Origin of the sequence: Ruminococcus sp. OM04-4AA (genome assembly GCF_003462585.1) — a bacterium.
GTDB lineage: Bacteria > Bacillota > Clostridia > Lachnospirales > Lachnospiraceae > Mediterraneibacter > Mediterraneibacter faecis.
Genome location: NZ_QTZH01000005.1, coordinates 84850 through 97724, shown reverse-complemented (window position 1 = coordinate 97724; position 12875 = coordinate 84850). Strand labels below are relative to the sequence as shown.

Here is a 12875-nt window from a genome sequence, read left to right as displayed (position 1 = left end):
CTGATTTATAAAATGCATAAAAATATAGACCGATCTGCACTACTTTTCATAAAATGCATAAAAATATAGACCGATCTGCACTACTTTTCATAATATGTTTTGGGTAGTAACTAATCAGCAGACGGTATAGTTCAATGCTTTTATCTTAAATTTTTTCGGGTAATAAATATTAGGAGACATTCATGGAAAAAAATATATTAATCATTGAAGACGACAAAGATATTCGAGAAGGAGTAAAAATTTTATTGGAAGGAGAAGGTTATTCCGTTGAAGAAGCTTCAAACGGTGCAGATGGACTGAAAAAACTCACTCCGAACACAAATCTAGTCATTCTCGATATTATGATGCCTGGCATCTCAGGATTGAAGACTTGTGAAGAAATCAGAAAAATTTCTTATGTTCCGATTCTTTTTTTAGCTGCCAAATCAAAAGAATCCGACAAATTAATTGGATTTATGGCCGGAGCAGATGATTATCTTATAAAACCATTCTCTTATACTGAACTTTTCGCAAGAGTCAGAGCTCTTCTGCGCCGTCATCAGGTTTATGATCGAGAAATATTGCAAATTCAGAAAGAAGAGTGGATTGAAACCCATCAGATACGCATCAATTCTTCAAAAAACATTGTGTTCCAACAAGGGAATGAAATTCAATTAACCGAAATAGAGTACAAAATATTGCTTTTATTAATACAGTACCCCACTAAAATATTTTCTCTTCAAAATCTCTATGAAAGTATTTGGGAAGAACCTTTTATAAGTACTTCAGCTAATACTATTATGGTTCATATAAGAAATCTTCGGACAAAAATTGAAGAGAATCCTCAAAAGCCTAAAATTATTCAAACTGTTTGGGGAAAGGGGTATCGTCTTGGTTAAATTAAAACGCAACAGTCTTACGAAAGAAATCATTTTCTTAGTTTTATCTGGTTTTGCAGCAGCTTTTATTCTCTTTTTGATCCTTTTTCAGGTAGGAACAACTTTGCTAAGTGAATATTTTGCCGGTTCAAATTTCATCTATAATTCAGAAACATCGTACATTAATGAGCTCACAGAATTTGTTCATAAGAAAAAGCTTGCTGCAACAGATACCGACCAACTTGGCGATTGGGCTCATCAAAAGGGAATTCGGCATTTTACTATTTCCCGCGAACGGGTATTAATCTATGACAGTACCTATTCAAACTCTATCGTTCTGGGAAATACTTCTGAATCGGATACTTTACATTACAACTGGCAATATTTTCATACGGTATCTTTTTCTGATGGAGATGCAGACGTTTACATTTATGCGAATTATGAATTGAAATATTATCTGTTATACTATATAGCTGCCGCATTTATCAGTATTTTCCTATGGATCTTACTTTTCGCTATTGGAATCGGAAAAAAGGTGAATTATATTCAACAGCTAAGTTCTAGTGTAACACAAATTGAATCGGGTGCATTAGACTGCGAAATTTCTATAAAGGGAAATGATGAATTGGCCACTCTTGCACATGGCTTAAACGAAATGCGTCTTTCCTTGATTGAAAAGCAACTAAAGGAGGCTCAAATGAAATCCGCCCAGGACCAACTTGTACTTAGTATGGCTCATGACTTAAGAACACCTTTAACTGGTCTTATGACATTTTTAGAAATTGCCAGAAAGCAAAATTCCTTGAATGAATGCACAGACTACATTAGTAAAGCTTATGCCAAGACAACACAGATACGTGATTTATCTAACCAGCTCTTTGATTTTTTTCTAATCAACTCAGAGAATCCTATGAAATTAGAGGAGCCGGAAAATGTAGAATATGCATTAGGAGAATACCTTTCCGAACTATGTGGATTACTGGAAATGGACGGATATCATGTTTCTATAGAAAAACTCTACTGGGAACCGGTACAGATACAAATATGCACAGATTTTGCTGGACGGATTATTAATAATCTTGTTTCTAATATTAAAAAATATGCCCATCCTGATCTGCCGGTTTTTCTGATTTCTGAATACACTAAGACATCTGCCTGTATTACCATCCAAAATACGATCGCTGTTCCTGATCAATTTGTACACGGGACAGGTATTGGTGTCAAAAATATACATGCTATGATGCATCAGATGCATGGACTTTGTCAGGTAAATATTGAATCCGATACTTACTCTATTACCTTGAAATTTCCAGTTATTTAAAAAATATCCTGACAAGCACAGATTTTTCTACATCTTGTCAGGATATTTTTTAAATTCCGATTTTCTCAAAGAAGCTTATGCTCCTAGGTACAATCTTCCTTCTATTATTTATTTCTCAGATATTCATCGATACCTTTGGCACCTGCTTTACCAGCTCCCATAGCAAGGATAACTGTAGCAGCTCCTGTAACAGCATCTCCACCGGCGAATACACCTTCTTTAGATGTCTGTCCATTCTCTTCCTCTGCAACGATACATTTTCTGCGGTTTGTCTCCAGACCTTTTGTTGTAGAAGAGATCAGCGGGTTTGGTGATGTACCAAGAGACATGATAACTGTATCAACTTCGATGTCGTACTCAGAGCCCTCAATCTCAACCGGACGTCTTCTTCCGGATGCATCTGGTTCGCCAAGTTCCATCTTGATCACTGTCATGCTTGTGATATTACCGTTCTCGTCAACGTTGATCTTCTTCGGATTAGTAAGAAGATCGAAGATGATTCCTTCTTCTTTTGCATGATGAACTTCTTCAGCTCTTGCTGGAAGTTCTGCTTCACTTCTTCTGTATACTACATGAACTTCTGCGCCAAGACGAAGAGCTGTTCTTGCAGCATCCATAGCTACGTTACCACCACCAACAACGGCTACTTTCTTACCGGCAGCGATCGGTGTATCGTAATCATCACGGAAAGCTTTCATCAGGTTACTTCTTGTCAGGTATTCATTTGCGGAGAATACTTCGTTTGCATTCTCTCCCGGAATTCCCATGAACATTGGAAGTCCGGCACCGGATCCGATGAATACTGCCTCGAATCCTTCTTCTTCCATCAGCTGATCGATTGTTGTGGATTTACCGATAACAACGTTTGTCTCGAATTTAACACCGAGCTCTTTTACTTTCTCGATCTCTTTTGCAACGACTTTCTGTTTTGGAAGACGGAACTCAGGAATACCATATACAAGTACTCCACCGAGCTCATGTAATGCTTCGAATACTGTTACATCATATCCGAGTTTTGCAAGGTCTCCGGCACATGTAAGTCCGGACGGACCAGAACCGATAACGGCTACTTTATGGCCGTTCATAGTCTCAGCACCTTCTGGTTTGATATCGTTCTCAAGTGCATAATCAGCAACGAAACGCTCCAGTTTTCCGATAGAAACAGGCTCACCTTTGATTCCACGGATACATTTTCCCTCACACTGGGATTCCTGCGGGCAAACACGTCCACAGATAGCCGGAAGTGCACTGGATTTACCAATGATCTTGTAAGCTTCTTCAATGTTTCCTTCTTTTACCTGATGGATAAATGCCGGAATGTTGATGGATACAGGACAACCCTGGATACATTTTGCATTCTTACAGTTAAGGCATCTTGTAGCCTCTTCCATTGCTTCTTCTTTGTTATAACCGAGACAAACTTCTTCAAAGTTTGTTGCACGTACTTTTGGATCCTGCTCTCTTACAGGTACTTTTTTCATCATATCAGCCATTATTCGTCACCTCCACAATGTCCGCATCCGCCGTGATGTGTATCGCCTTCCTGAAGCTTCAGCATTGCGCGTCCTTCTTCAGATTTGTACATCTGGCTTCTTTTCATTGCCTGATCAAAGTCAACAAGGTGTCCGTCGAACTCTGGTCCGTCAACGCATGCAAATTTAATCTCATCTCCAACCTGAAGACGGCAGGCACCACACATACCTGTTCCGTCTACCATGATCGGGTTCATGCTGACGATAGTTGGAATCTCAAGTTTCTTTGTTAAGAGACAGACAAATTTCATCATGATCATCGGTCCGATCGCAACGCAGACATCGTATTTATTTCCGTTGTTTACAAGTTCTTCTACCATAGTTGTAACCATTCCGGCGTGTCCGTAGGAACCGTCATCTGTACATGGGTAGTAATTACCTGCAACAGCTTCCATCTGATCTTCAAGGATCAGCATATCTTTTGTCTTAGCACCAACGATAACATCAGCATCGATTCCGTGTGCTTTCAACCATTTTACCTGTGGGTAAACCGGAGCAGCCCCAACTCCACCGGCTACAAACAGCATCTTCTTATTCTTAAGGGACTCAAGGTCTTCATGAACAAACTCAGAAGCGCATCCAAGCGGACCTGTAAAGTCACGGAAACTGTCTCCGGCTTTGAGTTCTCCCATTTTCACTGTAGAAGCTCCAACTTCCTGGAAAACGATTGTGATTGTTCCTGCTTCTCTGTCATAATCACAGATTGTCAGCGGAATACGTTCGCCTTTCTCGTCCATTTTAACGATGACAAACTGACCAGGCTGACAGTGACTTGCTACACGTGGTGCATGAACATTCATCAGATAAATCTTATCAGCCAGTTTTTCAGCTTTTAATATCTTATACATGTTTTTCCTCCTTGTAAATAAATCGACGTTATTGTCTTCAAACATTGTGTAAACAATAACAACTCGCTCTTTGTTAATAATACGACACTTCAGCTATGAATTCAAGTAAAACATACGGGCAGACACACAATTTCATGCATCTACCCGTATTGTTTAAGACAAGTTTACAGCGTTATCTTATTTTATAAGAACACTGAAACCTTTATTAATTTTTGATTTTAGAAATCAACTTCTGTTCCGTAGTATGTACATGTAAGAAGTTTAGCCATAGCAGCCGGATCGATTGCACGTGGGTTAGATCCTGTACAGGCATCTCCTACAGCCAGTTCTGCAATCTTGTCAACTTTTTCTTTGAATTCTTCTTCATTGATTCCGAAGTCTTTCAGAGTCTTAGGAATGTTCAGTCTTACATTGAACTCATCAATCTTCTCAACAAGGCTGTTGATCAGAGCCTGCTCAGATGTTCCGGCAAGTCCCATTCTGCGTGCGATTTCAGCATAACGTTTTGCAGCTACAGCGTCTTTGGCGTTGTATTTGATAACGTATGGAAGGTAAATTGCGTTAGCACATCCGTGCGGAATATGTCCTGTAGAGAATGCAGCACCTGTTTTATGAGCCATTGAATGAACGATACCAAGTAATGCATTAGAAAATGCCATTCCTGCAAGGCACTGTGCATAATGCATCTGCTCTCTTGCAACCATATCACATTTGTAAGATCCTGGCAGATAATCAAGAACCATCTCAATTGCCTGCAGTGCAAGTGGATCTGTGAAAGGTCCGTTCAGTGTGGATACATATGCTTCAATTGCATGTGTAAGAGCATCCATACCTGTATATGCAACCTGTTTAACCGGGAGTCCTGCAACAAGGTCAGGATCAACGATTGCAACATCTGGTGTGATGTTGAAGTCAGCCAGTGGATATTTCACACCAGTCTGATAGTTTGTGATAACTGAGAATGCTGTAACCTCTGTAGCTGTTCCTGAAGTTGTAGGAATTGCTGCAAATTTAGCTTTCTGTCTCAGTTCCGGGAAGCTGAATGGTGTGATCAGGTCTTCAAAGGAGATCTCCGGGTACTCATAGAATGCCCACATAGCTTTCGCTGCATCGATTGGTGATCCACCACCCATAGCAACGATCCAATCCGGCTCGAAAGCACGCATTGCTTCTGCACCTTTCATAACAGTCTCAACTGACGGATCTGGCTCAACACCTTCAAACAGCTGAACTTCCATTCCGCCTTCTTTCAGATAATTAACTGCTTTATCCAGGAATCCCTGACGTTTCATAGAACCGCCACCAACTACAAGAATGGCTTTCTTTCCTTTCAGGTTCTTCAGTTCTTCCAGACATCCTTTTCCATGATAAATGTCTCTTGGTAAGCAAAATCTACTCATAACAAATCTCTCCTTTTTTATGTAGTATTGTTATTTTTTTAACAGATATTATTATAACTCTGTATGCTAAAAAAAGCAACCCTATTTTGGAAAATTTACATAACATTTTCCAAAATCAAGGTTACTTTCTAGTTACTTTACACAGTTTACTTAATATGTAGTAATATAGTTTCGTGTTGTTGCTTCCGTTGTTTTTCCATTTTTATCGTTCACGAGAATTGCTGAAAAAGTTGTTTGTGAATTTTCTGGCATATCAATGGGGTCAGTATATTTCTCAGAGGATGCGGTTGGAGTTGAACCGTCCATCGTGTAGTATGCCGTATATCCATCCGGTACCGTAATCGTGATCTGAGTGGCTGTACTATATTGTCCGGTTGATGGAGAAACTGCCGGAGCGTCTACAAGTGGAAATTCAATGGAATATTTCGCACTGGAAACAGCACTTGGTATTCCCTTTTTATTAACAGCAATTGCACGGATCTCTGTGTCACCTTCGGACTGAAGCAAAACAGCTTCTTTGTATTCTGTACTTGACTCCGTCGGATCAGAACCATCTGTTGTATAATAAATCGTTCCGCCTGTAGCAGATGTTAATGTTACCTGCTGTACTTCATCATAGGTTCCTTCTTTCAAACTGAATTTAGGAGCAGATGAAACATAATCATTCATAGCAGATAATACATTCTTATCTTCACAATCCTGCAGGAGATCAGAAATCTTATTCGGCTGTTCTGTTTTCTCATAGAATTTTACTGCAGCTTTATAGAGATTTACATTCGACGGTTGTGTCTCCAGTGCGTTGAGATAGACGCTCTCTGCACTGTCCAGATCATCCTGGGCAACATAGATATTAGCAAGTCCGGTATAAGCCTCTGCCTTTGATTTATCCTTTATAATTGCTCTGTTAAAATAATTCTCTGCAGAAGTATAGTTACTATTCTGCAGTGCGGCATTCCCTTTTTTGATCATGCCTGTATAGGAATTCTGATATCCGATATAAATTCCGACACCAACCAGAAGAATGAGCAGGAAAAAAACCGTAAGTAATTTTTGGCGTTTTTTTCTGGCAGCTTCTTGTTTTTTGATCTGCTGCAGGCGTCTGCTTTCAGTAGATGTCCGGCGCAGATTCTCTGTTGACTGACGGGCATCCTGATAACGCTTTGCATCTGTTTTCTGGCGTTGTCTTTGCGCTCTCTGGCGCCGTAGCTGCTCTCTTCGCTCTTCTCTTACTTTATCCAGTTCCGCCTGGCTTAAGACGCGTGTGGAATTAGGATTCGATCGTTGATTTTGCCGATTTCTGTTTTGTTGGTTTTGGCTCACATTCTGTCTTCGGACTACATCTGCCTGGATCTGACGTGTAGCTCCGGCTACTGAGCCTTTCACTTCGCGTGCGAGTACATCTTCCAGAGGGTTATAATCTGGTACAATCTGTACTTCAGCACCGCATACGGGACAAATCAACTGATCGTCTGGTATATTTGCTCCGCAATGTGTACACCTCATTTACAAGTTCCTCCTACTTACGAACTGTTTCAACACAATTATTCATCAGCATCGCAATTGTCATTGGACCAACACCACCCGGTACCGGCGTGATTGCAGAAGAATGAGGTTCAACATCCGCAAAATCAACATCTCCGCAAAGATGGTTCGCTTCATCACGATGCATTCCTACATCGATGACAACAGCTCCCTCTTTGATATATTCAGATGTGATAAAACGCTCTTTTCCAATTGCAACAATCAGGATATCTGCTCGTTTTGCTACTTCTTTAAGATCTTTTGTTCGGGAATGTGCAACGGTTACAGTTCCATTTTCACGAAGCAAAAGGGCTGCCATTGGTTTACCGACGATATTGCTTCGTCCAATGATCACACATTCTTTTCCTTCAATCGAAATATTGGATCTTTTCAAAAGCTGAATGATTCCGGCCGGAGTACAGGATAAAAATCCTTTTTCTCCGATCCAGAGTCTTCCAACACTTACAGGATGGAATCCATCCACATCCTTATCCGGTGAAATCGTACGGATGATCTTATCTTCATCAATATGATCCGGTACCGGAAGCTGTACAAGAATTCCGTTTACGCTTTCATCTGCATTTAACTCTTCTACTAACTTGATCAGTTCTTCTTCCGAAGTCTCTTCCGGAAGTTCATATGATCTGGATTCTACCCCGATATAGGCGCATGCCTTTTTCTTGTTTCTGACATATACAGAAGAAGCCGGATCACTTCCCACCTGAATAACAGCAAGGCAAATATCAATGCCTTCTGCCTTAAACTGTGCGACTTCTTCTTTCAACTCATCTTTAATCTGCTGAGAGATTAATTTACCATCTATCAACTGTGCCATGTGTATCTCCTTAATTAATTATCTAACTCCACGAAAACAATTGGCATTGCCGGTCACAAAATACCATGACCGGCAGCCAATCATAAAAAACTTTAGAAAAGTCCGGTGATCTTTCCGTCATCTGTAACGTCGATTCCGTTTGCAGCAGGAACTTTTGGAAGTCCAGGCATTGTCATAACAGCGCCCGTCAGTGCGACAACAAAACCGGCTCCTGCACTTACATATACCTCGCGGATATGAATATCAAAGTTTTCAGGTCTTCCAAGCTTTGTAGCGTCATCTGAAAGAGAATACTGATTCTTTGCCATACAGATCGGGAAAGAACCAAATCCCATAGATTCAATCTTGGCGAGCTGTTTCTCGGCTGCAGGTTCATATACAACATCATGTGCGCCGTAAATCTCCTGTGCGATTGTACGGATCTTGTCTTTCAGAGAAAGCTCATCATTATAAAGCGTATGGAAATCACTTTCTTTTGTCTCAAGTGTCTCAAGAACCTTCTGCGCAAGATCTACACCGCCTTCTCCGCCTTTCTCCCACACTTCTGAGAGGGCAAACTCGCATCCGCGTTCACGACAGAATTTTTCAATAAATGCATTTTCAGCATCCGTATCTGTTACAAATGAATTCAGTGTAACGATTACCGGTACACCGTATTTCTGAATATTTTCAATATGTTTCTCAAGATTTACAATACCTTTTGCAAGGGCATCCAGGTTCTCTTCTGCAAGGTCAGCCTTCGCAACGCCACCGTTATACTTTAATGCACGTACTGTTGCAACTAAAACTACTGCGTCTGGTTTCAGACCTGCCATACGGCATTTGATATCAAAGAATTTCTCAGCGCCAAGATCTGCACCAAATCCGGCTTCTGTGACAGTGATGTCACTTAACTTCAGAGCCATCTTTGTTGCACGTACACTATTGCAGCCATGTGCAATGTTTGCAAATGGACCGCCATGTACTAATGCCGGTGTATGCTCAAGTGTCTGGATCAGGTTTGGCTTGATCGCATCTTTCAGAAGTGCAGCCATAGCACCTGTTGCCTGAAGATCATCTGCTGTAACAGGTTCTCCCTTGAAATTGTAAGCAACAATGATTCTTCCAAGTCTGCGTTTAAGATCAGCAAGATCATCTGCAAGACAGAGGATCGCCATGATCTCAGATGCCACTGTAATGACAAAATGATCTTCACGGACCATACCGTCTGTTTTGCGTCCAAGTCCGACAACAATATTTCTGAGAACACGATCATTCATATCGACACAACGTTTCCATACAACCTGTCTTGGATCAATACCAAGTGTATTTCCCTGCTGGATATGATTATCGAGCATTGCTGCAAGAAGGTTGTTTGCTGAAGTGATCGCATGAAAATCTCCTGTAAAATGCAGGTTCAGATCTTCCATAGGAACGACCTGGGCATATCCGCCACCGGCTGCTCCACCTTTGATTCCGAAACATGGTCCGAGAGATGGCTCGCGAAGTGCGATCATTGCCTTTTTTCCAAGTTTTGCAAATGCCTGTCCGAGACCTACAGATGTTGTAGTCTTACCCTCTCCGGCCGGAGTAGGATTGATTGCTGTTACAAGTACAAGCTTTCCATCCTCGTTATCTTTGATTCTGTTCCAGAGTTCATCGGAAAGTTTTGCCTTATATTTTCCATAAAATTCAAGTTCATCTTCTGAAATACCGGCCTGTACCGCTACCTCTTTGATGTGTTTCATTTCTGCTTCCTGTGCAATCTGAATATCTGTTTTCATCTTTCCCTCTCCTTTGTATCACTTTTGGTGTTTTTAGATTTTACGAAGTCTGATTCTGCATATATTCTGCAAATTCTTCTTTTGTCATAAGCACTTTTCTTGGTTTTGTTCCTTCCTCCGGACCTACAACACCGGCTTCACATAGCTGGTCCATAATTCTGGCAGCACGGTTGAAACCAATCTTGAACATCCTCTGAAGCATACCAATCGATGCTTTTTCCTTGTCGATGATCAGATTCCCTGCATCTGCAAAATAGACATCCCTGCTGTTCTCGCTGTCCTGCTGTCCCGGAAGCATTCCCTGACCCGGAAGATCTGCGCTGCTTGAAATCTGTTCTTCTAGTTCATTACTGTACGAGGTATTTCCGTTCTTGTCAATCAAATAATCAACAACTTTTTGAACTTCTTCGTCCGAAACGAAAGATCCCTGCACCCTGACAGGTTTTGGATATCCGGATGGATAAAAGAGCATGTCTCCTTTTCCCAGGAGCTTTTCGGCACCATTCATGTCGATAATTGTCCTTGAATCGACACCTGATGATACAGAAAAAGCAATTCGGGAAGGCATGTTTGCTTTGATCAATCCGGTAATAACATTTACAGATGGTCTTTGTGTTGCAAGAATCAAATGAAGTCCCGCTGCTCTGGCCAACTGTGCCAGACGACAGATAGCACCTTCTACTTCTCCCGGAGCAACCATCATAAGATCAGCAAGCTCGTCAATGATAATTACAATCTGAGGAAGCTTTTTCTGTATCTCCGGTCCGGTTTCCCCATGCTTGACCTTTTCATTAAAGCCCTTTAAATCACGTACATTGTACTGTGCAAAAAGTTTGTAACGCTTTTCCATCTCAGCAACTGCCCAGTTCAAAGCACCTGCCGCCTTTTTCATATCTGTGACAACCGGAATCATCAGATGTGGAATTCCGTTATATACACTTAGTTCCACAACTTTTGGATCGACAAGGATCAGTTTAACATCATCAGGATCTGCCTTATAAATAACACTCATGATCAGAGTGTTGATGCAGACAGATTTACCGGAACCCGTTGCACCTGCAACAAGAAGATGCGGCATCTTGGCAATGTCAGTCACAACAACCTTTCCGGCAATATCTTTACCAACTGCAAATGAAATTGGCGATTTACTGTTTTTGAACTCTTTTGACTCTAGCAGATCTCCCAGCATAACCGCTGTATTTTCACTGTTCGGAACTTCGATACCGACCGCGGCTTTACCAGGGATTGGAGCTTCAATTCTCAGATCTGCAACTGCAAGATTTAACTTGATATCATCTGCAAGTCCAACAATCCGGCTTACTTTTACGCCCTGTTCCGGTTGAAGTTCATATCTTGTAACAGATGGACCACAGCTTGCGTTTGTTACATGTACTCCAACTCCAAAATTCTGTAGTGTCTGTTCCAGTTTTAAAGCCGTGGCACGAAGGTGTTCATCCGAATCACCGCCGCCTTTCTTCCCCTTCTTTAACAGATTCAGCGGAGGTGTATGATAAACCGGCCGTGGTTTTTGCTCCTGTTCCCGTATGGTCTGTTCTACACTGGCTGTCTCTGCGGCAACCGCCTGTGCGTCTTTTTTGCTGCTTTTTCTGGAATGCTCCTGTTTTATCTCCGGGCTATTTTCAATTATAGGATCCGCAGCCGGATTATGTTCAGAACTCATCTCGTTTTCTTGTCGGGAATCGGGTGTCTGTACCGGTTCAAGGTGCAGTGCATCGTCAAACGGAATCTCTTCCTGTACATCCATTGCCGGTTCTGCTCTGTTAATGACAAAATGATCTTCAAAGGAATCCGTCAGATCTTTTGAATCCGGCTCTTTCTCCGGGACAAGTTCTGTAATTTCAGGTGATTTTGGAGTCCGCCCAAAGCCACCAACAGGTGATTCTTCCTCTGAAAGAAGCGTTGTGGCGAACGTAATACCTGATGCTTTAAGGTCTGTCCGCTTTGTGCGTTTCTTTTTCTCATTTGGAGAAGATGCATCTGCCTGTGAAGTTTCGACTTTTTCTCTTTGCTTCAACGCAAGTGCCTCTTTGCGGGCATCCCGCTCCAGTGTACGGATCTCAGCAGTTTCCTGATGTTTCCGTTTCACTTCCTGGTAAGCTTTCTTTCCATGTCTTCCAAGTGGAGCTAATAAAGAACGTTCTGTTACCAGAATGATACAAATGATTGAGAAAATGATCAAAATAACATAAGTACCTGCTTCTCCAATCAGTGGACATAAAATGCTGATCAGAATTCCGCCAAGTAATCCACCCGCATTTTTATCAGCACTGGAATCTTTGTAGTAAGATAAAACAGATGTCCCGGCAGTATATGGATGAAACATCAATTCTAAAATTCCACAAAGGAGAATGACCAGAACAATTGCGGCACCTACTTTTATGTAAGCATGAGGATTTCCTTTATTGGAAATATAAAAAGCAACTGCCCCGAAAAATACAAATGGAAATAAATATGCCATTGCTCCTACAAGTCCAAATCCTACAGAAGAAATTGCTCCTCCCGCTATGCCACCCATACCAAAATTACTCAGGATAAGAAGGATGCAGATGGCAAGGGAACCCAATAGAAGGATCTCTGAACGGATTTCCTGACTTTGTGCTGTATTTATATGATTTGAAGTTCTTTTTGTCTTACTGCCAGAACTTTTCTTTGTGGAGGCAGAAGCTTTTTTTGCTGTCGATGTTTTCTTAGTTGTTGCATTTTTTGCTGCTTTCGCTGTGTTGTTCGTAGAACTTTTTTTCGTATTTGTAGATTTTGCAGCCATCTGATTCCCCCTT

At 41.3% G+C, this 12875-nt stretch carries 9 protein-coding genes; 2 read left to right on the top strand and 7 right to left on the bottom strand.

The window, feature by feature from the left end; translation table 11 throughout:
* Window positions 1-182: 182 nt before the first annotated feature.
* Complete coding sequence (locus tag DXB52_RS03205) at window positions 183-878, top strand: response regulator transcription factor (protein ID WP_117874677.1); 696 nt, start codon at window positions 183-185, stop codon at window positions 876-878.
* Window positions 871-2178 (top strand): sensor histidine kinase, encoded by a 1308-nt coding sequence (locus DXB52_RS03200; protein ID WP_147339176.1) that lies wholly within the window; start codon window positions 871-873, stop codon window positions 2176-2178. The genes DXB52_RS03205 and DXB52_RS03200 overlap by 8 nt, the downstream gene beginning before the upstream one ends.
* Before the next feature lie 104 nt (window positions 2179-2282).
* Here the strand turns inward: DXB52_RS03200 and gltA are convergent, their stop codons facing one another.
* The 7 genes from gltA to DXB52_RS03165 form a co-directional block, all read right to left on the bottom strand.
* Window positions 2283-3671, bottom strand: a complete 1389-nt coding sequence (gene gltA / locus DXB52_RS03195; protein ID WP_015529270.1) for an NADPH-dependent glutamate synthase — start codon at window positions 3669-3671, stop codon at window positions 2283-2285.
* Window positions 3671-4558: a sulfide/dihydroorotate dehydrogenase-like FAD/NAD-binding protein gene (locus tag DXB52_RS03190; protein WP_015529271.1), complete on the bottom strand. Its 888-nt coding sequence runs from the start codon at window positions 4556-4558 to the stop codon at window positions 3671-3673. Before DXB52_RS03190 ends, gltA begins: the two co-directional genes overlap by 1 nt.
* A 218-nt stretch (window positions 4559-4776) precedes the next feature.
* Window positions 4777-5958, bottom strand: a complete 1182-nt coding sequence (locus DXB52_RS03185; RefSeq protein ID WP_015529272.1) for an iron-containing alcohol dehydrogenase — start codon at window positions 5956-5958, stop codon at window positions 4777-4779.
* 150 nt (window positions 5959-6108) lie between these two features.
* On the bottom strand, window positions 6109-7461 hold the full coding sequence (locus DXB52_RS03180) for a chitobiase/beta-hexosaminidase C-terminal domain-containing protein (protein ID WP_117874668.1): 1353 nt from the start codon (window positions 7459-7461) through the stop codon (window positions 6109-6111).
* A gap of 13 nt (window positions 7462-7474) precedes the next feature.
* Entirely contained in the window at window positions 7475-8314 is an 840-nt protein-coding gene (folD, locus tag DXB52_RS03175; protein ID WP_055163161.1) for a bifunctional methylenetetrahydrofolate dehydrogenase/methenyltetrahydrofolate cyclohydrolase FolD, read from the bottom strand.
* Between the two features lie 92 nt (window positions 8315-8406).
* The gene (locus DXB52_RS03170; protein WP_015529275.1) at window positions 8407-10077 is read right to left on the bottom strand and encodes a formate--tetrahydrofolate ligase; all 1671 of its coding nucleotides are present in this window, start codon (window positions 10075-10077) and stop codon (window positions 8407-8409) included.
* 40 nt (window positions 10078-10117) lie between these two features.
* Window positions 10118-12862: an FtsK/SpoIIIE family DNA translocase gene (locus DXB52_RS03165; protein ID WP_117579039.1), complete on the bottom strand. Its 2745-nt coding sequence runs from the start codon at window positions 12860-12862 to the stop codon at window positions 10118-10120.
* Between the last annotated feature and the right edge of the window lie 13 nt (window positions 12863-12875).